The organism is Thalassospira tepidiphila MCCC 1A03514 (genome assembly GCF_001662875.1).
GTDB classification, from domain to species: Bacteria; Pseudomonadota; Alphaproteobacteria; order Rhodospirillales; family Thalassospiraceae; genus Thalassospira; species Thalassospira tepidiphila.
This window is the reverse complement of the sequence record NZ_JPVZ01000004.1, coordinates 42,766-65,295: the sequence shown is the minus strand read 5'-3', so window position 1 is coordinate 65,295 and position 22,530 is coordinate 42,766. Positions and strand designations below refer to the sequence as shown.

The 22,530-nt window shown below is 55.8% G+C and carries 21 protein-coding genes; 11 read left to right on the top strand and 10 right to left on the bottom strand.

Going from position 1 to position 22,530, the window contains the following annotated elements:
- Positions 1 to 59 precede the first annotated feature (59 nt).
- The gene (locus TH4_RS10575; RefSeq protein WP_064781092.1) at positions 60 to 1,433 is read left to right on the top strand and encodes a formimidoylglutamate deiminase; all 1,374 of its coding nucleotides are present in this window, start codon (positions 60 to 62) and stop codon (positions 1,431 to 1,433) included.
- Positions 1,430 to 2,131 (top strand): histidine utilization transcriptional repressor HutC, encoded by a 702-nt coding sequence (locus TH4_RS10570; RefSeq protein WP_064781091.1) that lies wholly within the window; start codon positions 1,430 to 1,432, stop codon positions 2,129 to 2,131. Before TH4_RS10575 ends, TH4_RS10570 begins: the two co-directional genes overlap by 4 nt.
- Before the next feature lie 81 nt (positions 2,132 to 2,212).
- Here TH4_RS10570 and yghX read toward each other — a convergent pair whose 3' ends face one another.
- The 3 genes from yghX to TH4_RS10555 form a co-directional block, all read right to left on the bottom strand.
- Positions 2,213 to 3,100, bottom strand: a complete 888-nt coding sequence (gene yghX, locus TH4_RS10565; RefSeq protein WP_064781090.1) for a YghX family hydrolase — start codon at positions 3,098 to 3,100, stop codon at positions 2,213 to 2,215.
- A 308-nt stretch (positions 3,101 to 3,408) separates the two neighbouring features.
- Entirely contained in the window at positions 3,409 to 4,362 is a 954-nt protein-coding gene (locus TH4_RS10560; RefSeq protein ID WP_064781089.1) for a D-2-hydroxyacid dehydrogenase family protein, read from the bottom strand.
- Between the two features lie 42 nt (positions 4,363 to 4,404).
- Positions 4,405 to 5,067, bottom strand: a complete 663-nt coding sequence (locus TH4_RS10555) for a dienelactone hydrolase family protein (RefSeq protein WP_064781088.1) — start codon at positions 5,065 to 5,067, stop codon at positions 4,405 to 4,407.
- A 230-nt stretch (positions 5,068 to 5,297) separates the two neighbouring features.
- Here TH4_RS10555 and TH4_RS10550 point away from each other — a divergent pair, with 230 nt between their 5' ends.
- Both TH4_RS10550 and TH4_RS10540 read left to right on the top strand, forming a co-directional pair.
- Positions 5,298 to 6,140 (top strand): fumarylacetoacetate hydrolase family protein, encoded by an 843-nt coding sequence (locus TH4_RS10550; protein ID WP_064781087.1) that lies wholly within the window; start codon positions 5,298 to 5,300, stop codon positions 6,138 to 6,140.
- A gap of 357 nt (positions 6,141 to 6,497) precedes the next feature.
- The gene (locus TH4_RS10540) at positions 6,498 to 6,884 is read left to right on the top strand and encodes a DUF2218 domain-containing protein (protein ID WP_167351212.1); all 387 of its coding nucleotides are present in this window, start codon (positions 6,498 to 6,500) and stop codon (positions 6,882 to 6,884) included.
- A 140-nt stretch (positions 6,885 to 7,024) separates the two neighbouring features.
- Here the strand turns inward: TH4_RS10540 and TH4_RS10535 are convergent, their stop codons facing one another.
- Positions 7,025 to 7,912, bottom strand: coding sequence for a LysR family transcriptional regulator (locus TH4_RS10535; protein WP_064781084.1), 888 nt, complete (start codon positions 7,910 to 7,912; stop codon positions 7,025 to 7,027).
- Between the two features lie 169 nt (positions 7,913 to 8,081).
- Between TH4_RS10535 and TH4_RS10530 the strand changes: the two genes are divergently transcribed.
- Positions 8,082 to 9,581 (top strand): CoA-acylating methylmalonate-semialdehyde dehydrogenase, encoded by a 1,500-nt coding sequence (locus TH4_RS10530; RefSeq protein ID WP_064781083.1) that lies wholly within the window; start codon positions 8,082 to 8,084, stop codon positions 9,579 to 9,581.
- 82 nt (positions 9,582 to 9,663) lie between these two features.
- Here the strand turns inward: TH4_RS10530 and TH4_RS10525 are convergent, their stop codons facing one another.
- The 4 genes from TH4_RS10525 to TH4_RS10510 all read right to left on the bottom strand — a co-directional run bounded on the left by TH4_RS10525 (position 9,664) and on the right by TH4_RS10510 (position 14,775).
- A complete protein-coding gene (locus TH4_RS10525; protein ID WP_064781082.1) occupies positions 9,664 to 12,429 on the bottom strand; it encodes a sensor histidine kinase in 2,766 nt (921 codons plus the stop codon).
- Between the two features lie 3 nt (positions 12,430 to 12,432).
- Positions 12,433 to 12,612 carry a hypothetical protein gene (locus tag TH4_RS10520; protein ID WP_064781081.1) on the bottom strand — a complete coding sequence of 60 codons (180 nt, stop codon included), beginning with the start codon at positions 12,610 to 12,612 and terminating at the stop codon, positions 12,433 to 12,435.
- An 83-nt stretch (positions 12,613 to 12,695) separates the two neighbouring features.
- Positions 12,696 to 13,079, bottom strand: a complete 384-nt coding sequence (locus TH4_RS10515; protein ID WP_040823096.1) for a response regulator transcription factor — start codon at positions 13,077 to 13,079, stop codon at positions 12,696 to 12,698.
- Between the two features lie 118 nt (positions 13,080 to 13,197).
- A complete protein-coding gene (locus TH4_RS10510) occupies positions 13,198 to 14,775 on the bottom strand; it encodes a helix-turn-helix domain-containing protein (RefSeq protein ID WP_064781080.1) in 1,578 nt (525 codons plus the stop codon).
- Positions 14,776 to 14,977: 202 nt separating this feature from the next.
- Here TH4_RS10510 and TH4_RS10505 point away from each other — a divergent pair, with 202 nt between their 5' ends.
- The 5 genes from TH4_RS10505 (at position 14,978) to TH4_RS10485 (ending at position 20,169) form a co-directional block, all read left to right on the top strand.
- Entirely contained in the window at positions 14,978 to 16,339 is a 1,362-nt protein-coding gene (locus tag TH4_RS10505) for an ABC transporter substrate-binding protein (RefSeq protein ID WP_082923636.1), read from the top strand.
- A gap of 118 nt (positions 16,340 to 16,457) precedes the next feature.
- Entirely contained in the window at positions 16,458 to 17,474 is a 1,017-nt protein-coding gene (locus tag TH4_RS10500) for a branched-chain amino acid ABC transporter permease (protein WP_008889976.1), read from the top strand.
- Positions 17,475 to 17,476: 2 nt separating this feature from the next.
- Positions 17,477 to 18,655: a branched-chain amino acid ABC transporter permease gene (locus tag TH4_RS10495; protein WP_063089073.1), complete on the top strand. Its 1,179-nt coding sequence runs from the start codon at positions 17,477 to 17,479 to the stop codon at positions 18,653 to 18,655.
- 3 nt (positions 18,656 to 18,658) lie between these two features.
- Positions 18,659 to 19,420, top strand: coding sequence for an ABC transporter ATP-binding protein (locus TH4_RS10490; protein ID WP_063089072.1), 762 nt, complete (start codon positions 18,659 to 18,661; stop codon positions 19,418 to 19,420).
- Positions 19,417 to 20,169, top strand: coding sequence for an ABC transporter ATP-binding protein (locus tag TH4_RS10485; protein ID WP_008889979.1), 753 nt, complete (start codon positions 19,417 to 19,419; stop codon positions 20,167 to 20,169). Before TH4_RS10490 ends, TH4_RS10485 begins: the two co-directional genes overlap by 4 nt.
- A 94-nt stretch (positions 20,170 to 20,263) precedes the next feature.
- Here the strand turns inward: TH4_RS10485 and TH4_RS10480 are convergent, their stop codons facing one another.
- Positions 20,264 to 20,734 carry an Lrp/AsnC family transcriptional regulator gene (locus tag TH4_RS10480; protein ID WP_008889980.1) on the bottom strand — a complete coding sequence of 157 codons (471 nt, stop codon included), beginning with the start codon at positions 20,732 to 20,734 and terminating at the stop codon, positions 20,264 to 20,266.
- 163 nt (positions 20,735 to 20,897) lie between these two features.
- On the opposite strand from TH4_RS10480, the gene hppD reads away from it, so the two are divergent.
- The gene (gene hppD / locus TH4_RS10475; protein WP_064781079.1) at positions 20,898 to 22,010 is read left to right on the top strand and encodes a 4-hydroxyphenylpyruvate dioxygenase; all 1,113 of its coding nucleotides are present in this window, start codon (positions 20,898 to 20,900) and stop codon (positions 22,008 to 22,010) included.
- Positions 22,011 to 22,074: 64 nt separating this feature from the next.
- Here the strand turns inward: hppD and TH4_RS10470 are convergent, their stop codons facing one another.
- A complete protein-coding gene (locus TH4_RS10470) occupies positions 22,075 to 22,527 on the bottom strand; it encodes a GNAT family N-acetyltransferase (RefSeq protein WP_209272246.1) in 453 nt (150 codons plus the stop codon).
- Between the last annotated feature and the right edge of the window lie 3 nt (positions 22,528 to 22,530).

Here is a 22,530-nt window from a genome sequence, read left to right as displayed (position 1 = left end):
GTTTGTTATTAAAGATAATATGTACGTACATAATATTTCTGTCAAGACGGGTAGAGGCAATGAAGGTTCTTTGGGCAAATCAGGCACTTACGACGGCGGGTTGGCAAAGCAATGTCCGGATCGAGATCGATGAGAATGGCAGAATTGCTGCGATTCAGGCCGATTCTGCTGCGCCATCCGATGCCACCAGCAAAACCGATATCCTTCTTCCGGCGATTTCAAACCTGCATAGCCACGCGTTTCAGCGCTCGATGGCTGGCCTGACGGAACGGCGCGGCCCCGACCCGCGCGATACCTTCTGGACCTGGCGGCAGTTAATGTTCCGCTTCCTCGATCAGCTGACCCCGGACCATGTCGAGGCGATAGCAGCCTTCGTTCAGATGGAAATGCTGGAAGCCGGGTATGCCAACAATACAGAGTTCCATTACCTGCATCATCGCCCCGGCGGGCATTTGTATGACAATATCGCCGAGATGGCCGAACGTATTGCGGCGGCCACCGAAATCACCGGCATCGGCCTGACGCTTCTGCCCGTGCATTATCAATATGGCGGCTGTGACAAGCGCCCGCTCGGCCCGGGTCAGATCCGTTTCGGCAATGATCCCGACCAGTTCACCAAGTTGTATGAGGAATCCGTTTGCGCGATCAAAAACCTGCCCGCCGATACGGTGATGGGGGTTGCGCCGCATTCCCTGCGTGCCGTTGGTCGCGAAGATTTGCTTGCTACAAGCCTGCTGTCGAAAGATGGCCCGATCCACATGCATCTGGCCGAACAACTGGCCGAGGTGGATGAAGTGCGCGAAAGCTGGGGCAAGCGCCCGACGGAATGGTTGCTTGAAAATGCCGATGTGAATGCGAACTGGTGTTTGATCCACTGTACCCAGATGGAAGAACACGAAACGCTTGAGCTGGCTAAAACCGGTGCGGTGGCCGGTCTCTGCCCGATCACCGAAAGCAGTCTGGGCGATGGTATCTTTGATGGCGTTCGTTATCTCAATGCCGGGGGTGTGATTGGTGTGGGATCGGATTCCAATATCCGTATTTCGCTCTCGGAAGAATTGCGAACCCTGGAATACAGCCAGCGCCTGCGTGATAACTCCCGCGCGGCTTTGGCGACCGAACAAAAATCGACCGCACGGCGCATTTATGACGCAGCGGCCAAGGGCGGGGCACAGGCCGCCGGGCGCGATTCAGGCCGGATTGAAGTTGGCGCACTGGCCGATTTGATGGCCCTTGATGGTTCGGCGGTTGACCTGGTCGGTCGGACAGGCGATACGATCCTCGATACATATATCTTTGCCGGAGATGATCGCATGGTGCGTGATGTCTGGTCGGCCGGTCGCCATGTTGTGACCGAGGGCCGCCACATCGCCCATGACGCGATCACGAGCCGGTATCGCAAGGTGATGGAACAACTCAAGGAAGCAGTGTGAACAGCCTGGAACAGCAAAGCTGGCAATCCGTCCATGACGAGGTTTTGCGCCGCATTCATACCCGTGAGTGGAAACCCGGCGACCTGATCCCCAAGGAAGTCGAACTTGCCGAGCAACTTGGCTGTGCGCGTGCCACCGTGAACCGTGCGCTGCGTGAACTGGCATCCGAAGGGTTCCTCGATCGCCGGCGCAAGGCGGGCACGCGGGTGGCGGCCCACCCGGTGCGGCGGGCCAAGCTTGATATTCCGGTCATCCGGCTTGAGATCGAAGGGCGCGGGCAGAAATATGCCTATGGCCTGCTGTTTAGCGAACGGCGCACCCCGCCGCCCGAAATCTGCGCCAATCTGGGCGTCACCGCCGAAAGCGATATGCTGCATATCACCTCGCTCCATCTGGCCGATGGCAAGCCGTTCATGTTTGAGGATCGCTGGGTGTCGATTGCCGCAACCCCGACGATCCTTGATGCCGATCTTGAAAAAATCAGCGCCAATGAATGGCTGGTGTTGCATGCGCCCTACACGCGCGGCGATATCTATTTCTCCGCGGTCAATGCCAGCGCGGCAGAGGCCAAGGTGCTGCGCACCGATCCCGGCACATCGCTTTTTCTTATGGAACGTACCACCTGGGAAAACCAGACCGGCATCACATCGGCCAGACTTCTGTTTGCACCGGGCTATCGCAAACATTCTGCGATCTGATTTTAAATCCAAAAAGGGCGAGCCGGTTTGTCGTGAAACACGTCCGGCTAGCCCTTTTATGCAGATTAAAGGCAAAATGCTTTAGGACAGGTATTTGTTGAACCAGTCAATGGTGCGTTGCCATGCCAGTTCGGCTGCGTCCTTGTCATAACGTGGTGTGGAATCGTTATGGAAGCCATGGTTGGCGCCCGGATATATATAGGCCTCATAGACCTTGTCATTGGCCTTTAATGCCTCTTCGTAGACAGGCCATCCGGCATTGATACGCTCATCAAGTTCACCGTATTGCAACAGGATCGGTGCCTGAATACGGGGGACATCCTCGACCGCGGGCTGACGACCATAGAACGGAACGGCGGCCCCCAATTCCGGATAGGCAACTGCGGCGGCATTGGAGACACCGCCACCATAGCAGAAGCCAGTGATACCGATTTTTTCCGTGGTGGCCTCGTGGGCGGCGAGGAACTCAATGGCGGCAAAAAAGTCGTTCATCAGCTTGGTTGGGTCGACTGTGCGTTGCAATTCACGGCCCTTGTCGTCATTGCCGGGGTAGCCTCCAACCGATGTCAATCCATCCGGGGCAAGTGCGACAAAGCCTGCCTTGGCCACACGCCGCGCGACATCTTCGATATAGGGGTTCAGACCCCGGTTCTCATGCACGACCACAACACCGGGTACCTTGCTGGTCACATTGGCCGGTTTGACCAGATAGCCACGCACTTCACCGTGACCGTTGGGCGACGGGTACATGATGTATTCAGCAACAATATCGGGATCGGTAAAGTCGACCTGATGAGCCATGGCATAGTTTGGGCTCATGGCATTAAGGATCGCAAGGGCGGTCATTCCACCAACCGCATATCGGCCCGCACGATCAAGAAACTCACGGCGATCAATCATGCCGTGGGCATAGAAATCATAAAGTTCGAGAAGCTCCGGAGAAAAATCCTTGGCAGTCAAACGTTCCATCATGCGATCCTTGTGAAATTACACATCAGATTTTGGGGCGTGCTGGTGACGAATATCTGATTATCCGGATTGAACTGTCAGCCTGAATCAGGGACCAGCATGTCGCGCTGCATCCTGATCTCCATCTAATTTCCATTTTCGACGAAGTTGGAGAATTCGCAAATCACAAACGTGCTACCTGCGAGATTGGCGTTACCAGGATCACATATGTCGCTGTCTTTCCAAGTCATCTCTCGGGCGTCTGGCGGTGGCTGGTTTTGCCATGTCATCGAGCCCCTTTGAACTTGGAAAATTGTTAAATGCGCTTCTTAAGGCCCGATAACCCGGATCGGGTTGCCGCTGCGCCAAGCCAAAATGGCCTCGACCGTCTGGCCGTAAAACACGTTCCAGGTGTTGCGGGTGACATAGCCAAGATGGGGGCTTAGCAAAAGGCCATCACAATGACGCAGGGGATGCGATACGGGCAGTGGTTCCTTGTCGTAAACATCGAGTGCGGCACCGGCAATCTCGCCGCTGTTGAGCGCGTCAATCAGGGCAGTGTCATCAACGATCGGGCCGCGTGATGTGTTGATCAGATAGGCGGTTGGCTTCATCTGATTGAGCTCATTCGTACCAATCAGGCCATGGGTGCGATCAGACAGGCGTTGATGGATGGTGACGAAATCCGACGCGCGCAGCAGGTCTTCCTTGGTTGCCATATGGGTTACGCCCAATTCGTCGCAGCGTTCCTGCGTCAGATTGGCGCTCCAGGCGCAGACATGCATGTCAAAGGCCTGCGCCATTTTCGCGACCTTTGCGCCCAACCGTCCAAGCCCGATAATCCCCAAGGTTGAACCTGCAAGGTCCTGGCCGATCCCGACTTGCCAGCCGCCGGCGCGCATCGATGCGTTTTCCGCCATGAGATTGCGGGCAAGTGCCAGCATCAGGGCAAAGGTCAGTTCGGGCGTTGCCGTGGATGGGGACTCTGTGCCGCAAACTGTGATGCCCAGTTCACTTGCGGTTGCGACATCAATGGCGTCATTGCGTTTGCCGGTGGTTACGATCAGCCGCAGGTTCGGAAGGGCGCGCAAAATGTCGCCGGTAAGAGCTGTGCGTTCACGCATGACACACAGGACGTCAAATGGCTCAAGGCGGCTGATCAGATCGCCCGTATTGCAAACATGATCGTCAAATACGGTGATCTCGCCGTGATTTTGGACGTCTGTCCAGTCGGCCGACTGCAGGGCAATGTTTTGATAGTCATCAAGAATGGCAATACGCATCTGGGCTGTGTTTCCAATGGGTCAGGGCTGGGGGCTGTCGCGTCAGGCTGCGACATGAAGGGCAAGAAATTCGGCTGTGCGGGCATGTGCAACTTCGGCGGCCGCTTCGACATAGGCGGATGGACGTGCTTCGTTGGCAAAGGCATGACCGGCTTCATACATATGTACTTCCATGCCGGGCAAAGCTGCCTTGGCGTCTTCGATCATCTCAATCGGGACGTGACCATCAGACAGGCCGAAATGCGCCAGAAATGGCGTGTGCAGCGGCTTATCAAGATATTGGTCGATGCGCGTGCCATAGAATGAAACACCTGCCGCGATATCAAGACATTGGGCGCTGCGCAGTGCCAACCCGCCGCCCCAGCAAAAGCCGATCACGCCAACCCTGCCACCGTTGGCAGACAGGGCGCGGGCGGCGGCATCGATGTCGGTCAGGGTGTTTGAAAGCTCGGACGCCATCATCAACGCACGCGCCCGATCAAAATCGTTGAAGTCAACAACCGCACCACGCTCCACCCGGTCAAACAGGGCAGGGATGGCAACCTCATAGCCAAGGGCGGCATATTTGCGCGCAACCCCCTTGAGCTGCTCGGTGACGCCAAAGATTTCCTGCAGGATTACAATCGCGCCGCGTCTTGTGCCAACGGGTGGTTCAAACCAGCAATCAAACTTGTGCCCGTCGGCTGCGGTAAGGGTCTCCATCATGTCCTGTCGTTTCCTTTCTCGGCGCAGAGGTCTTTTCGGTGATGATATCGAATTGCCGGGCGAGAACAATCATCATGGTCACTGCGGATAATGTATCCTCAATTGGCTTGCCCTTTGGGATCATGATGTGACATCACTAAGGTATGAGGGATAAATTGTTCTTTTTGCAGGACTTGGCTTGGTCAAGGGCCCAGAAAGAACCCGCGTGACGATATCAGGAGAGAGAATTCATGAAGCTTTTGCGCTATGGCCCGGTCGGGGCGGAGAAACCGGGGCTTTGTGATGCGGATGGCTTAATCCGCGATCTTTCCAGCGTGATTGATGATCTTGATCCGACCACGATTTCCGATGAAACCTTTACACGTATTGCGGCACTTGATCCGGAAAGCCTGCCGGTCGTGTCGGGTGATCCGCGCATTGGCGCCTGTGTCGGGCGGCCCGGCAAGTTTATCTGCATCGGTTTGAACTATTCTGACCATGCGCAAGAAGCCGGTATGGAACTGCCGCCAGAACCGATCATTTTCCTTAAGGCAACCTCGGCGGTTTGTGGCCCGAATGACACGATTGAAATTCCGCGCGGTTCGACCAAAACCGATTGGGAAGTCGAACTGGGCGTGGTGATCGGCAAGCACACCAAATATGTCGACGAGGCCGATGCACTTGATCATGTCGCAGGTTACTGTCTGATCAATGATGTTTCCGAGCGCGCGTTTCAGCTTGAACATTCAGGGCAATGGGTGAAGGGCAAAAGTGCCGATACCTTCGGCCCGATTGGTCCGTGGCTTGTCACTCGCGATCAGATTGCCGATCCACAGAATCTTTCCATGTGGCTCGATGTGAACGGCAAGCGTTATCAGGATGGCAGCACGAAAACCATGGCCTATGGTGTTGCATTCGTCGTTAGCTATCTTTCGCGTTTCATGAGCCTGCAACCCGGTGACATTATCTCGACCGGCACCCCGCCAGGTGTGGGTATGGGGCAAAACCCGCCGGTTTACCTCAAACCCGGCGACGTGATGGAACTGGGAATCGATGGTTTGGGCGCGCAGCGTCAGGAAGTCGTTCAGGGCTAGGCAACGCTGCCATGCAAATATCGGGATGCAGCAATCCAGATCACGTCACAGCAATGTGATCTCGGCTGCATTCCGTTGTTAAACAACGATTTTTTACGATGATCTGCGTGATCTGGCGGATCGTCACGCAAATATTTCAGAAATTTTTGCCGACAGACTTGCGCTTTGCCCGATTCAGGACATTTTGTCAGGACAAAGTGCATTGACGATCTTCTGTGATGTGCGATAAATGACTAGTAGTCATTATTGTTCAGTGCTTAAGCAATGTGAAATGCGTGTCCAAGGGGTATGGGGATACCGTGCGCATAAAGCGCCCTTACAGGATTGGTGATGCACATGTCTAATCTGGCGATCAAAGTGAACGAGTCTTGGCCGGTTTCGGTCAATCCGATGGATGTTTCAGTTGATGAGGCTGGCCCTGTGTCTCGGACTTCAAAGGCACAGGATGGTGTCGGTAGCTTTGCGTTTGCAGATATCTATTTGCGCGGCGCGCCTTGCTTTCTCAAGGGGATGATGCTGCAAGCCCGTGGCGAAGACGTCAAGGGTACCCTGCGCAAACCCGATGCTGGTGTACTGGCATTTGAAAATGGTGCATGCGAGCTGACAGCGACGCCGCTGTTTCTGACAGTTGCGATGTCTGCGGCCGATGAACACAGCCTTGCGGACATGCAGGCTTATTTCGAAGACAAGCTGCGGACCCTCTCGCCGCAGACCAAGATCGAGATAGACTGGCGAAATAAATGACCATTTGTCACTTTTTTGTGATCAAGAAGCCCGTTCAGGATTGAACGGGCTTTTGTTTTGTTTGCCTGGTCACAACGGGTATGTGATGGCGATCCGCTTTGCGCATTCAGGCGTTTGCCGTTGACGGCAATTGTGTGTTCTCAGCTCATGATAAACCGATCACGAGCCCCGCGTACAACGCGCGTTATATGATCGACAATGGCTGCGACACTTCGCGTATCCTTGGTGTCCGGGTGCTGGAGCATCCAGTAGTTTCGGGTGAAGCGGATTTCAGGCAGCAGGCGAACGAGGTCGGGGATGCCGTCGGTGGCGTAGTCGTGCAGGATGCCGATGCCATATCCGTTGCGCACGGCCTCCATCTGGGCCACCACACTGCCGCATTCAAAGCGGCGTTTCATCAGTTTGCCAAGGCGGGCGGCGTAATCCAGTGCGCGGCTGTAAATCAGGTCTTCGATATGGGTGACAAACAGGCGGTCTGTCAGATCGGCCTCGGTTTTGACCGCGCCAAAACGGTTGATATAGGATTTGCTGGCATAGACACTGAGTGTGTAGTCGGTGAGTTTGCTGATCACCAGGCGCCCTTGCTTGGGTCGATCCAGCGTGATGGCGATATCGGCTTCGCGTTGCGATAGCGAGAATGTCCGTGGCAGCGGCACCAGCTGGATCACAAGATCCGGGTGATTGGATGCAAAGTGAGCTAACTCACTTGCCAGAAAATAGTTGCCCAATCCATCGGGGACGCCGACGCGGACCGTGCCGCTGATCAGCTCTGACTGGTTGGAAACGGCGGTGCCCGCACGTAAAAAAGCCGACTCTGCGGCCTCTGCTGCCTGCATCAATTCCCTTCCCGCCGGGGTCAGGTCCGATCCGGTGGTGCGCCGTTCGATCAGTTTGGTGCCGAGTTCCTGTTCAAGCGCAGTCAGCTGGCGCCCAACTGTTGCGTGGTTCAGGCCAAGCTGCCGGGCAGCGGCAAGGATCTGACCTTGGCGGGCAACAGCCAGAAAGATGCGGAAGCGATCCCAATCCATGGTGGGTGTGATCCTGTCATGGCTTTAATTTTTGCACATCGAATTTGCGGAAATGATAATTGATGTGCATCCCTGTGCATAGTCATAATGGTGCAGGTTATTAAGGGGGAAGACCCCCACTTATATTAAGATCGTCCCACTGATCATCAGGTTTATCGGGAGAAACCCAATGGCAACCCAACTTACCCATTACATCAACGGCAAACGCGTTGCCGGCAACTCCGGCCGCTCAGTACCGGTTTTCAATCCTGCGACGGGCGCACAGAGTGCGACGGTTGATCTGGCATCGAAGGCCGAGGTCCGCGCCGCTGTTGAATCCGCGTCCGCAGTTGCCGCCGAATGGGCCGCAACCACGCCGCTACGCCGTGCGCGTATTCTGAACAAATTCCTTGGCATCCTCGAAGATCGCTCCGAAGAACTGGCTGCGGCCATCACCGCGGAACACGGCAAGGTTCTGTCCGATGCGCTGGGCGAAGTCACCCGCGGGATTGAGGTTGTTGAGTTTGCCACCGGCGCGCCGCAGTTGCTGAAAGGTGAGTTCACCGAGAATGTCGGCACCAAGGTTGATAGCCATTCCATCCGTCAGCCGCTGGGCATCGTTGCCGGTATCACGCCGTTCAATTTCCCGGCCATGGTGCCGATGTGGATGTTCCCGGTCGCCCTTGCCTGCGGTAACTGCTTTATCCTCAAGCCGTCCGAGCGTGATCCGTCCGCGTCCCTTCTGCTGGCTGAATGGCTGACCGAAGCCGGCCTTCCGGATGGCGTGTTCAACGTTGTTCAGGGCGACAAGGAAGCAGTGGATGCGCTTTTGTTTGATCCGGATGTTTCGGCCATCAGCTTCGTCGGATCGACTCCGATTGCCAAATACATCTATGAAACCGCGACCGCGCAGGGCAAACGTTGCCAGGCGCTTGGTGGGGCGAAAAACCACATGATCATCATGCCCGATGCCGATATGGATCAGGCGGTTGATGCCCTGATGGGCGCGGCGTACGGTTCGGCTGGCGAGCGTTGCATGGCAATCTCGGTTGCGGTGCCGGTCGGCAAGGAAACGGCCGATACCCTGATCGAGAAGCTGGTTCCGCGCATCAATGAACTGCGCGTGGCACCGGGTATTGATCCGGCGGCCGAAATGGGACCGCTTGTGACCGCTGCCCACCGTGACAAGGTTGTCGGCTATATCAACAAGGGCGTCGAAGAAGGTGCCAAGCTGGTGGTTGACGGCCGGGACATCAAGCTTCAGGGCTACGAAGACGGTTACTTCGTCGGTGGTACCCTGTTTGATGACGTCACCCCGGATATGAGCATCTACAAGGAAGAGATCTTTGGCCCGGTTCTGTCGGTTGTGCGTACCGATGATTTCGAAACCGCTGCCAACCTTGTTGATGACCATGAATATGGCAATGGTACCGCGATCTTCACCCGCGATGGTGATACCGCCCGTGAATTTGCCGCACGTACCCAGACCGGCATGGTTGGCATCAACGTGCCGATCCCGGTCCCGATGGCCTTCCACTCGTTTGGCGGCTGGAAAGCATCGCTGTTTGGAGACCATCACATGCATGGTCCGGAAGGTGTGCGGTTCTATACCAAGCTTAAAACCATCACCACGCGCTGGCCGACCGGCATTCGCAAGGGTGCTGAATTCGTCATGCCGACCATGAAATAAGTGGTGAAATAAGTATTGCACTCATCGCAATACCAAAGGGCGCGCAAAGCCAAATTTGCGCGCCCTTATTTGTTCGGGGGTGCTAGCTGCCAAAGGATGCCGGTTTGGCGGGCTTGATGGCCTCCATGATGGTGCCGGGAATGAAAACGCGGAAGGTTGCCCCGCGTCCCGCAGGGCTTTCGGCCCATATCTTGCCCTGACAATGTTCGACAACATGCTTGGCAATCGCAAGGCCTAGGCCCGAACCGGATGGCTTTGGTTTGTCATCGGCGTATTTGCCGCCGCGCGAAAACTTGTCAAAGATGATTTCAAGCTCGTTCGGCGCAACGCCCTTGCCGTTATCAGTGATCGAAACCAGATAGCCGCCATCCATGGCTTCCCCGCGCACTGATACTTCGGGGTGGTCGGGGGCAGAGAATTTGGCAGCGTTCGATAACAGATTGATGAAGACCTGTGTCAGGCGATCGCGATCAACATGCAACAGGGCCGAATTGCGCGAATATTCCTTGGTCAGAACAACACCCTTGGCATTAAACAGGCCTTTGACCGCATCAATACTTTCATCAAGCACCGTGCGCGGGTCCACCTCGACCGCGCGCCAATCGGAATGACCGGCTTCAAGACGGGCAAGATCAAGATGGTCATCAATCAGGCGAGTCAGGCGTTCGCTTTCGCGGACAATGATTTCAAGGAAGTGATCGGCTTGTTTCGGGTCCAGGTTCGGGGAGTCGACCAGAATTTCCGAAAACGACCGGATCGAGGTCAGCGGCGTTCTGAATTCATGGCTGACCATGGTCAGGAATTCATCCTTAAGCCGGTCCAGTTCCTTGAGCCGTTCGTTGGCGGCACGCAGTTCGGCCGCGGCTTTTTCAAGTTCGCGCGATTTGGTTTCAAGGCGCTGGGAATATTCGATGACGTGCGAGGTTTCTTCGAGGATCTCAAGCACTTCATCAAGGCTGACCATCTCGCCCTTGGCGACAGATGACACCATCACACGGGCCGATGCCGCCCCGATGGAGCCCGCCAGAAGCCGTTCGGTAAAGGCAATCATGTCGGCATCGGCTTCGCCCTTGCCCCGCCAGGATGGATCGATGCTTTGATCAAACTGGCGGAACGACTGATAGGCGCGATCCCGGCCCAAAAACCGTTCGACCAGTTCATAGAGATCATTGGCCGAGGCCGATGACCGCCAGATCACGGTGTCCTGCCCCTTGCGGGAAAATGCATCGACAAACAGGGTGGCCTGAATGCGTTCAAGTGCGCTTGGTTCGGTAAACAGACTGATCAACACATAGGCCGCTGTATTGAGTGAAATCGACCAGATCAGCGCATGGGTCAGGGGTGCAAAATCCGTCAGACCAAACAGGCTTTCGGGGCGCAACCACGGATGACCAAACGCGCCGTTCAGAATTAAGGACGGATCCATCCAGCCGCTATCGGCAAGCGATGGCAGCAACAGGGTATAGCCCCAAACGGCAAAGCCGAGGGTCAGTGCCACCTGCGCGCCGGTCCGTGTGCCGCCCTTCCAGTAAAGCCCGCCAATCATGATCGGAATGAACTGGGCAATGGCGGCAAAGGAAATCAGCCCGATTTCGGCCAGCGCATCACTGGCCCCGGCAGACCGGTAATAGGCAAAGCCCATAAACACCACGACGACGATGGAGGCCCGCCGAATAAAGATCAAAAGCCCGGTCAGATCATCGCGTTCGGTCAGGCGCAGGGGGCGAATGCGCAAAAGTGCGGGCACAATCAGGTCGTTACACACCATGGTCGAAAGCGCGATGGTCGCAACAATCACCATGCTGGTGCTGGCCGACAGTCCGCCGACATAGGCGAGCAACGCCAGCATCGATTGGTCTTCAAACAACGGCACAGAAATCACGAAAAAGTCCGGGTCCGACCAGACCGGAAGGGCGCCAAGCCCGGCCAGTGCAATCGGCAGAACAAACAGGTTCATCGCCAGCAAATAAAGCGGGAAGGCCCAGCTTGCGGTGGCAAGGTGACGTTCATCGACATTTTCAACAATGATCACCTGAAACTGGCGCGGCAGGCACAGGATGGCCGCCATCGACAGCATCATAAGCGTCAGCCAGCGCGAACTCCCCCCTTCGGGCAGCATCAGAAGCTTTGCCGTAGCGGCGTTTTCGGCAGATTGGGTAAACAGGTCACCAAGCCCGTCATACATCACAAACGAGACAAAGAAGCCAACGGCCAAAAGGGCAAACAGCTTGACCAGACTTTCAAAGGCGATGGCGGCAACCATGCCTTCGTGATGTTCATCGGCATCAATGAAACGCGTGCCAAACAGAATGCCAAACAGCGTCAGGCCAACCGCGGCCCAAAAGCCGCTATCGGAAAAGATACTGACCGTTTCGCGGACCGGTTCGACCATGCCAAATTCCCAGCCGGTCAGCACGGTGTAACTGGTGGCAATCGCCTTGAGCTGAAGTGCGATATAGGGCGTGGTGCCGATCACCGCGATCAGGGTCACAAGGACCGAAAGCTGCGTGCTTTTGCCATAGCGTGACGAGATAAAGTCGGCAATCGAGGTAATGCGATGGGCCTTGGAAATGCGCAGCATCTTGCGCAACAAAAACCACCATCCGAGAAAGACTACGGTCGGGCCCAGATAGATCGTCAGATACTCAAGCCCGTTGCGCGCAGCGGTTCCGACCGCGCCATAAAACGTCCAGGACGTGCAATATACCGCGATGGATAAGGTATAGACCGTCGGATTGCGGACCCAGGAATGGCCATCACGCGCACGCTTGTCGCCCCACCATGCAATCGCATACAGCAGGCCGACATAAATCAGCGAAACAAGGATGACCAGTTCCGAGGATAGCATGGGCTATTTCCTCTCGATCTGGGCGGCACTGCGCAGCGCACGCGTCAGAACGGCGCACAGCACAATAAGGATGGCCCATCCGGCAAAGAAATAGACAAACAGGATCGGCAGGCCAAGGATGGTGCCATCAAGCGAAAACATCCCCACAATCGGCGGCAGCCAGATAAACAGCGCCACCAGCATCAGAACAAGGGCGCGTTCGGTAAGTTTGCGTGGTGGTGTGATGGGGGCCTCCTGCGCATTGATTGGGAACGCAAACGCGCGCGTCAGTTTTCCGCACGTTCCAGCAGGGCTTTGACCCGGGACACAACATCGCGTGTGGAAAACGGCTTGGTGACAAAGTCATCCACGCCAAGTTCAAGCCCCTTGCGGCGATCCACTTCGCGGGTTTTGGCAGTCAGCATCATGATCGGCATTTGTCGGGTGTTGGGGTCGTTACGCGCTGCGCGCACGACTTCAAACCCGTCGCAAACGGGCATCATGACATCAAGTAAAACCATGTCCGGAATATCGCGCGCAATCATCGAAATCGCCGTACGGCCATCTGTTGCAACACTGACGTCATAGCCTTCCTTTTCCATCAGAAAGCTGAGTGATTCGACAATGGTTTCCTCGTCTTCGGCAATCAAGACCTTTGGTCTCTCATTCAAGGACGTTCTCCCCGATTTTTTGGATTTTTATATTCCCAATCCTAACGACTTACGGGCTGAATGATAATGCTACTTTGGGGTGGTATACATAAGACGTTGCTTGAAAGCCCTCATCGGATCATTTTTTGGCGGTTTTCGGCGTGCCATCGGCCATTTCATAGGCCCGCTGTGCGCAATCGTCGCGCGGGCACTGGCGGCATGAAATCCCGACCGGCACCGCCGATTCAGGACGATCAAGCGACAATCGGTCGCCATAAACCACATCATTTGAAAAGGCCGTGTCGCAACCGATCATCACCGAATGAACCGAGCGCGGAACACCATATCCCCCGGCTCCGGATCGCAAGGCACGCGCAACAAACAGAAATTCGCTGCCATCGGGCAGGCGGACAAATTGCGGAATGACACGTTCGGGCGCGGTATAGGCTTCGTGCACCACCCAGCGCGGGCAGGCCCCGCCATAACGCGGCAATTGCAGGCCGGATGCCGAAAACCGTTTGGAAATGTTTCCGGCAATGTCGGTGCGCACCAAGTGGAACGGAATGCCTTCGGCGCCCGGGCGGCGAAGCGTCGTCAGGCGGTGGCAGATCTGTTCCCAACTCGCGGCGTAGCGTTGCTGCAAAAGTTCAATGTCATGGCGCATCCTACGCGCATCATCCAAAAACAGGTCATAGGGGAACAGCAGTGCGGCGGCAGTATAGGATATCAATGCCTCGGATGCGCGAACCCGTCCGGCTTTGCTGCCGATCTGGGCGCGATCCAGTATCTCATTGATCGGGTCGGCGGCTTCGAGCCGGCAAATGGTGCGTGCCGCCTGAAAGCGCGCCGAGGTGATCGGAAGCGCGCGGGAAATGCGCAGGGTATTGTTCTTGGCATCCCACTGATAGCCGCTTGTCAGGAAGTCCTCGGACGGGCGGCGTTCGATCCGGGTGTTGTGGGTGTCTTCCAGATAATTGATCAGATCGGTCAGATAGAGCCCGCCATCAGGATCAATCACCGGGCGCATCTTGTTGGCGTGGTCTTCAAGGGCAGGGAAGTGGTTGGCATTGTCATATAGCAGATCATCAACTTCTTCGGCCGGGCTGGCGGCGGGGCGGCCGGCCTCGCCACGTTCAAGGAAGTTAAAAATCTCGGTCGCTGATTCGGCAAGGCGCTGGGATTCGCGCACCAGTGTCGCGTTAAAGCGTGCCCGCTGGTCGCGTGACAGATCATCATAGTCATCGAAAATCTCGGCCACTGTGCGGATCGAGGTAATCCGGGTCAGGATCGAATGGCTGGCCTCGGTCAGGAACGGATCGTGGCTGAGCCGCTCCGACAGTGCGTCAATATCATCAAGACCACTGCGATAGGCGCGATACAGCGACAAGAACGCGGTGATCATGCCCGGTGAGGCCGCAATCATGGCGGGGAATTCGCGGCTTTCGACCGGGGTGGTGCGAAAGACCGGGTCGGATGCAACTTCGGCCAGATCCGAAAGCAACCGGCTTTCCTCGGACCCTGACAGGCTATGAGGATGAATTTCCAGTGCCTCGGCAATCCGCATCAACAACCCGCCGCCGATCGAGCGGCGGTTATGTTCGATCAGATTAAGGTAGGACGCCGAGATACCCGCCGCCTTCGCCAGGGCATTCTGGGTCATCCCGATGTCTTTTCGCCGTCCGCGAATGCGGTGTCCGATGGGGGCCTGACGCGCCATACTAAAGTCTTACCTGTTGACAGAATTTACTAATTTTCACAAAGCTCATCTATATATTTACAAAAAAGTTCTTTTATATCAACTAGGTGTTGATTCATTTTCAGATGATCCTCATTGTTTTGTCAGGTCGATAAAAAAACGAACCAAAAAACAGGCCTCAGATTTCTCTGAAACAGATCCCAAGACATTGGGGAGGAAAACCATGTCGGAGACTAAGCTTATCGGAAATGTATCTCGTCGTACGATCCTGAAGGGATCCGCGGCAACCACGGGTGCAGCCCTCATCGGCGGCACTTTCCCGATGCATTTCATCAAAAACGCGCATGCCCAGACCTTCCGGGGTGATCCGGGCAGTGCTGCCAGCGTCAAACTCGGTTTCAACGTGCCGCAGACCGGCCCGTATGCCGATGAGGGTGCTGACGAATTGCGTGCCTATCAGCTTGCGGTCAAGCACATCAACGGCGAAGGCGACGGCGGTATGCTCAATACCATCAAGCCGCTTGAGCTTAAGGGTAACGGCATCCTCGGCAAGAAAGTCGAGTTCGTGACCGGCGATACCCAGACCAAGTCCGATGCTGCGCGTGCTTCTGCCAAGCGTATGATTGAAAAAGACAATGTGGCGATGGTCACCGGTGGTTCGTCCTCTGGTGTGGCAATTGCCGTGCAGGGTCTTTGCCAGGAAATGGGCGTCATCTTCATGGCGGGTCTGACCCACTCGAACGACACCACCGGTAAAGACAAAAAGCGTTATGGCTTCCGCCACTTCTTCAACGCTTACATGTCCGGTCAGGCGATCGCACCGGTTCTGCTCGACGAGTATGGCGCAGAACGCCGCGCCTATCACCTGACGGCCGATTACACCTGGGGCTGGACCCAGGAAGAATCGATCAAGGCCGCGACCGAGAATATCGGTTGGGAAACCGTGAACACGGTGCGTACCCCGGTTGGTGCGGGTGACTTCTCCCAGTACATCACCCCGGTTCTGAACTCTGGCGCAGATGTCCTGATCCTGAACCACTATGGTAAGGACATGGTCAACTCCCTGACCCAGGCCGTTCAGTTCGGTCTGCGTGACAAACAGGTGAATGGCAAGAACTTCGAAATCGTTGTTCCGCTCTATTCTCGCCTGATGGCACAGGGTGCTGGCGAAGCTGCAAAAGGTATCCTTGGGACCACCAACTGGCACTGGTCGCTTCAGGATGCCGGTTCGCAGGCCTTCGTGAAATCGTTCGGTCAGGAATACGGCTTCCCGCCGTCCCAGGCTGCACATACCTGCTACGTCCAGACGCTGCTTTATGCAAACGCGTGTGAAATGGCCGGTACGTTCGCACCTTGGGAAGTCATCAAACAGCTCGAAGGTTTCGAGTTCGATGGCGCGGGCAATGGCCCGACCCTGTACCGTGCAGAAGACCATCAGTGCTTCAAGGATGTTCTGGTCGTGCGTGGTAAAGAAAACCCGCAGTCCAACTTCGACCTTCTTGAAGTCGTCAAGGAAGTGCCGCGGTCACAGGTCGAGTATCCGGCCGACATGTTCGGCGGTGAACTGGGTCCGTATCAAGTCTGATGCACCCAAATTGATGCAAGCAGGGCCGGCCATCTCCCAATGGTCGGCCCGTTTGCCCTCTGGCCTCGGCCTGTACGACTTTTGACTAAGTCCCTTACGAATACGCGGCGGATATCTGATGGACGCTATATTTCTTCAAATCCTGAATGGTCTGGACAAGGGCGGTGCCTATGCACTGATTGCGCTTGGCCTGACCCTGGTGTTCGGCACGCTTGGCGTGGTGAACTTCGCGCATGGTGCCATCTTCATGATGGGCGCATTTTGCGCGGTAACTCTCGAAAAACTTTTGACCCTCTCGGTCAAGGTCAAGGATGAGTCGGTTACCTTCTTTGACGCCTACAAGGAAACGCCCTACCTCGAACTGTGGTTTGGCGATACCGGGACGGCGATCATTGACTGGTCGGTGCCGTTATCAATCATTCTGGCAATACCGGTGATGTTGCTCATCGGCATTGTCATGGAACGCTCGCTCATCCGGCATTTCTACAAGCGTCCTCACGCCGAACAGATTCTTGTGACCTTTGGTCTGGCCATCGTGCTTCAGGAACTGGTCAAGGCCGCCTTTGGCGCAAACCCGATCCCGCAGGGCGCACCGGATATCGTTTCCGGGTCTGCTGCCGTTGGTGCGATCTTTGGTCTGGGCGAAGCGGTGGTTTATCCGTGGTGGCGTCTGATTTATCTGGCGTTCTCGCTGATCACCATTGGCCTTGTGTTCTCGTTCCTGCATTTCACCACCTACGGGATGGTCGTGCGCGCCGGGATGGCTGACCGCGAAACGGTCGAACTTCTGGGTATCAATATTGAACGTCGCTTTACGATTGTGTTTGGCATCGCGGCTGTGGTCGCGGGTCTGGCAGGCGTGATGTACACGCCGGTTCTGCCCCCGGATTACCATCTGGGCATGGACTTCCTGGTGCTGTCATTTGTCGTGGTTGTTGTGGGTGGCATGGGCTCTTTGCCCGGTGCGGTGGCCGCTGGCTTCCTGCTGGGGATCCTGCAGTCCTTCTCGTCCATGACCGAGGTAAAAGACATCTTCCCGGGCATTGACCAGATCATCATCTACCTTGTTGCCGTCGTCATTCTGCTGACCCGTCCGCGTGGTCTGCTGGGACGCCGGGGCGTGATGGAGAGCTAATAATGTCAAATACAAAAATCGTCTCGCCCAAGAAAGATATGATCTTTATGGCCATCCTGTCGGTCGTGGTTCTGACCATGCCGATCTGGTTGCAACCCTTTGGGGCGGCCTATCCTGACCTGATGCAGAAGTTCATGATCTTTGGCATCTTTGCCATCGGCTATAACATCCTGTTTGGTCTGACCGGCTATCTGTCCTTTGGTCACGCAGCCTTCCTGGGTGTGGGGTCTTATACCGCCGTCTGGTCGTTCAAACTGCTTTCGATGAACGTTATTCCGGCCATGATCTTTGGCACGGTGCTCTCAGGGCTGTTTGCGCTCGCGATCGGCTTTGTGTCGTTGCGTCGTTCGGGGATTTACTTCTCGATCCTGACACTGGCCTTTGCGCAGATGTCCTATAACCTCGCCTATTCGGTACTGACCCCGATCACCAATGGTGAAACCGGTCTTCAGCTTGAACAGGCCGACCCGCGCGTTCTGGATCGGATGTCGGGCATTGTCGATGACGGATCGCTTCCGACCCCGAACCTGTTCGGGATCGAGGGGATCGGTTATTCCGGATTCTACATCTGTGCCGCCCTGATGCTGATCTCGTTCTTCATATATCTGCGCATCTTCCGATCCCCATTCGGGCTTAAGCTGCGCGCGATCAAGTCGAACCAGAACCGCATGGGTTATACCGGGTTCAGCACCCGTCCATACCTGATGACCGCGTTTGTCATCTCGGGCATGTATGCCGGTCTTGCCGGTTCGCTTCTGGCGGTAACCGATCCGCTGGCCGGGGCCGAGCGCATGCAATGGACCGCATCGGGCGAGGTCGTTCTGATCACGATCCTTGGCGGTGTCGGGACCCTGATTGGTCCGCTTCTGGGCGCTGGTATCATCAAGTATTTCGAGAACATCTTCTCGGCCTTTAACGATACCGTGTTGCTCAATGCGTTTTCCTTCCTGCCCGATTGGCTGGCCCATCCGGTGGCATCCGTGGTTGGTCTGTTTGTCGGCGAAGGCTGGCACCTGACCCTTGGTCTTGTCTTCATGCTGATCGTGATCTTCCTGCCCGGTGGCATCATGGAAGGTATCACGCGCCTGACGCGCCTGGTTACCAAACGTGACAAGGCCGAGCCGAAGTCCGAAGCCCACGAAACCAAAGAAAAAGAACAAACATCGGCGGGGGAGGTCTGATCCATGTCCGAATACATTCTTGACGTCACCGACGTCGACAAGAACTTTGGCGGCCTGCAGGCGCTTTCCGATATCAACCTTCGGGTCAAGGAAGGCACCGTGCACGCGATCATCGGGCCAAACGGGGCTGGCAAGTCGACATTGCTGAACGTGATTGTCGGACGTCTGGCTCCAAGCCGCGGTCGTGTGTTGCTTGGCGATCAGGTTCTGACCGGCAAGGAACCGCACGAGATCAACCAGCTTGGTGTCGCACGTGTTTTCCAGACGCCGGAAATCTTCCCGGAACTGTCGCTTTTGCAAAACGTGATGGTTCCGGCCTTTGCCAAGCGCGAAGGCATTTTCAAGATGAACTTCCTCAGCAGCCTGTTTGCGGAAAAAGAAGTCCGCGAACATGCCGAGCACCTTCTTGAAGATGTCGGCTTGCTTCAGCACAAGGATCATCTTGCCGGTTCGATGTCGCGTGGTGACAAACGTCGTCTTGAACTTGCCATGTGCCTTGGCCAGCAGCCGAAACTGTTCCTGCTGGATGAACCGACCGCTGGCATGTCGCGCCATGACACCAACCGCACGATTGATTTGCTCAAACGGATCAAGGAGCGCGGCATGACCAAGGTGATCATTGAACACGACATGCATGTTGTCTTCAGTCTTGCCGATCGCATCAGCGTCCTGGCCCAGGGGGCCATCATCTGTGAAGGCACACCGGAAGAAGTACGTAACGACCCACGGGTCAAGGAAGCCTATCTCGGAGGGGAAACGGTATGAACGCTTTGCCAAAACAGGAACCCGTCCGTAAACAGGGCGGAGATCCGGCGTTTTTCTCGGTCTATGACATCCACGCCTATTACGGCGAAAGCTATATCGTTCAGGGGCTGTCCTTTGACGTCCGCGAGGGTGAAATTCTGGCCCTTCTCGGTCGTAACGGGGCGGGCAAGACATCGACACTTCGCACGCTTGCCCGCATGGGCGACCCGGAACTCAAACACGGTGAAATCTGGCTTGATCACCAGCCATTGCACGAAATGAAGGCATGGCAGGCCGCCCGTCTGGGTCTGCAACTTGTGCCCGAAGATCGGCGCATCATTCCGGGCATGACGGTTCAGCAGAACCTTGAACTGGCCCAGATTGCCGAACCGCATGGCTGGTCGATCCAGCGCATCTATGAACTGTTCCCGCGCCTTGGCGAAAGGGCGGAACAGGAAGCCATCACCCTTTCCGGTGGCGAACAGCAGATGCTGGCGATCGGGCGCGCACTGGCCCGTGACATCAAGCTTTTGCTGCTTGATGAACCGTATGAAGGCCTGGCGCCGGTCATTGTTCAGGAAATTGAAAAGACCCTGCAAAACGTCAAGAAGCTCGGCATTACGACGATTATCGTCGAGCAGAATGCAATTGCAGCCCTGAAGCTGGCCGACCGCGCGATTATCATGGATAGCGGCGAGATCGTCTTTGACGGCACTGCGCAGGCTGTTCTCGATAACGAGGAACTGCGCGATCAGTACCTTGCCATCTAAAGACAGGGGGGCGTCACCGAAACTTTTTTGTAAGGGGAGTTTCGGGACAGGTAAGGCCGTGCCTTCGGGGCGCGGCCTTTTCCCTTCTTATGGCTCAAAGATCCGGATCGACGGCAAGCCCCTCGAAATCCTTAAGCACATTTAGCACAATCGATGTCTTCACATGCTGGACCGAGTCATGGGGCAACAGCACCTCATTGACGAAATGCGAAAGTGCGGCCAGGTCCTTGGTCGCGACCTTAAGGTGGTAATCCATCTCCCCGGTCAGCGAAAACGCCTCCAACACTTCGGGCAAATCCGCCAACAGTCTGGCAAACCGTTTGGCATTGTCGCGGTTATGGGTGGCAAGTGTCACCGAAATCACCACCAGCAAGCCCATGCCCATCTTTTGCCGGTCAATATCGGCACGGTATCCACGAATGACCTTGTCGTCTTCAAGCCGGGCACGGCGGCGCGAACATTGTGACGCCGAAAGACCGATGCGTTCTGACAAATCATTGTTTGTCAGACGGCCATCCTTTTGCAGTTCCGCCAGCAGTTTAAGGTCCAGTCGGTCAAGTTGCATGTTTCACGCGCCAAATGGTTATTTAATGCATGATGTATGCAAAGAATTCCGAAAAGCAAGCGTAAATGCACGCACGTTGCACGCGGTTTGGCGCACGATTGGGACATAACAAGAATTCGAATAATTCCAATCATTCGAATGTGCCAATCAAAGGAGACTTCCGATGGGTCCGTTCCCGCATGATGCCCCGCGCGCAACCATTAGCGATGAAAACCCGGCCGGAACCGACGGGTTCGAGTTCGTCGAATTCGCCCATGAAGACGCCGAAAAGTTGGAAACCCTGTTTGCCCGCATGGGATACAGCCCGGTTGCCAAACACAAGACCAAAAACATCACTGTCTGGCGTCAGGGCGATATCAACTACATCCTCAATGCCGAGCCATCCTCCCACGGCATGAAATTCGTTGAAAAGCACGGCCCCTGCGCACCGTCCATGGCATGGCGCGTGGTGGATGCCAAGCATGCCTTTGACCATGCAGTGTCAAAGGGGGCAGAACCCTACACCGGGGATGACAAGACGCTTGATGTGCCCGCCATCGTCGGCATTGGCGGGTCGTTGCTGTATTTCGTCGACAAATACGGTGAAACCGGTTCGACCTATGATGCGGAATTTGACTGGCTGGGCGAACGCGATCCGAAGCCCGAAGGTGTTGGTTTCTATTACCTCGATCACCTGACCCATAACGTCTATCGCGGAAATATGGATAAATGGTGGGACTTCTATCGCGACCTGTTTGGTTTCAAGCAAATCCACTTCTTTGACATTGCCGGCAAAATCACCGGTCTGGTCAGCCGCGCGATCACGTCCCCCTGTGGCAAGATCCGCATTCCGCTTAATGAATCGACCGATGACAAAAGCCAGATCGAAGAATACCTGCGCAAATACAAGGGCGAAGGCATTCAGCATATCGCGGTCGGCACCGATGGCATCTATGACGCCACCGACAAGCTTGCCGCCAATGACCTGAAATTCATGCCCGGCCCGCCGGAAACCTATTACGAGAAATCGCATGAACGCGTGCACGGCCATGACGAGCCGATTGAACGTATGAAAACCCACGGCATCCTGATCGATGGCGAAGGTGTGGTTGATGGCGGCACGACCAAGATTTTGCTGCAGATCTTCTCGAAAACCGTGATCGGCCCGATCTTCTTTGAGTTTATTCAGCGCAAAGGCGACGAAGGCTTTGGCGAGGGCAACTTCCGCGCCCTGTTTGAAAGCATCGAAGAAGACCAGATCCGCCGTGGCGTGCTGAAGGTGGATGCCGCCGAATAATGATTGGCAATAGATTTTACAAAAGCCCGGATGACATCAATCCGGGCTTTTGCTTTTGGGGGCGCTAGGCCGACAGCGTCTTTTCAAAATAAACCCGCTTAAAGCCGTCTTCCGTGCGTCGGTCTGTTTCGACATAACCAAGATGCGGGTAAATCGATAAATTCGCCGACATTTTTTCATTGGTATAAAGACGGACACGCGAAAACCCTTGCTGCCGTGCGGTTTCCTCGCAGACGGCCATCAGGCGTTTGCCAATACCACGCCCATTTTGCGCGGGCGTAACCGCGATGTTTTCAAGCATCATGGTCGTGTCATCATCCGGGTAAAAAACAACAAAGCCAAACGGCCGGTCGTCGTCATCGGTCGCGACATGAATGTGTCCGGCGCTGATTTGTGCCGCAAAATCGGCGGACATCGGGGCCGGCTTTCGCCCGATCACAGCAACATATTGCTGATAAGCCGAGATGGCGCACTCGCGGATGGCGGGTTCATCGCTGGGTTTTGCCGGGCGGATCATGTG

Bases quoted from the DNA above. Each gene is read 5' to 3' on its own strand.
- TH4_RS10505 (WP_082923636.1), top strand. From the start codon at position 14,978: ATGTCGGAGACTAAGCTTATCGGAAATGTATCTCGTCGTACGATCCTG.
- TH4_RS10555 (WP_064781088.1), bottom strand. From the start codon at position 5,067: ATGATGGAGACCCTTACCGCAGCCGACGGGCACAAGTTTGATTGCTGG.
- TH4_RS10500 (WP_008889976.1), top strand. From the start codon at position 16,458: ATGGACGCTATATTTCTTCAAATCCTGAATGGTCTGGACAAGGGCGGT.
- TH4_RS10550 (WP_064781087.1), top strand. From the start codon at position 5,298: ATGAAGCTTTTGCGCTATGGCCCGGTCGGGGCGGAGAAACCGGGGCTT.
- TH4_RS10575 (WP_064781092.1), top strand. From the start codon at position 60: ATGAAGGTTCTTTGGGCAAATCAGGCACTTACGACGGCGGGTTGGCAA.
- TH4_RS10495 (WP_063089073.1), top strand. From the start codon at position 17,477: ATGTCAAATACAAAAATCGTCTCGCCCAAGAAAGATATGATCTTTATG.
- TH4_RS10470 (WP_209272246.1), bottom strand. From the start codon at position 22,527: ATGATCCGCCCGGCAAAACCCAGCGATGAACCCGCCATCCGCGAGTGC.
- TH4_RS10525 (WP_064781082.1), bottom strand. From the start codon at position 12,429: ATGCTATCCTCGGAACTGGTCATCCTTGTTTCGCTGATTTATGTCGGC.
- TH4_RS10520 (WP_064781081.1), bottom strand. From the start codon at position 12,612: ATGCTGGTGGCGCTGTTTATCTGGCTGCCGCCGATTGTGGGGATGTTT.
- yghX (WP_064781090.1), bottom strand. From the start codon at position 3,100: ATGGAACGTTTGACTGCCAAGGATTTTTCTCCGGAGCTTCTCGAACTT.
- hppD (WP_064781079.1), top strand. From the start codon at position 20,898: ATGGGTCCGTTCCCGCATGATGCCCCGCGCGCAACCATTAGCGATGAA.
- TH4_RS10530 (WP_064781083.1), top strand. From the start codon at position 8,082: ATGGCAACCCAACTTACCCATTACATCAACGGCAAACGCGTTGCCGGC.
- TH4_RS10535 (WP_064781084.1), bottom strand. From the start codon at position 7,912: ATGGATTGGGATCGCTTCCGCATCTTTCTGGCTGTTGCCCGCCAAGGT.
- TH4_RS10510 (WP_064781080.1), bottom strand. From the start codon at position 14,775: ATGGCGCGTCAGGCCCCCATCGGACACCGCATTCGCGGACGGCGAAAA.
- TH4_RS10560 (WP_064781089.1), bottom strand. From the start codon at position 4,362: ATGCGTATTGCCATTCTTGATGACTATCAAAACATTGCCCTGCAGTCG.
- TH4_RS10485 (WP_008889979.1), top strand. From the start codon at position 19,417: ATGAACGCTTTGCCAAAACAGGAACCCGTCCGTAAACAGGGCGGAGAT.
- TH4_RS10480 (WP_008889980.1), bottom strand. From the start codon at position 20,734: ATGCAACTTGACCGACTGGACCTTAAACTGCTGGCGGAACTGCAAAAG.
- TH4_RS10490 (WP_063089072.1), top strand. From the start codon at position 18,659: ATGTCCGAATACATTCTTGACGTCACCGACGTCGACAAGAACTTTGGC.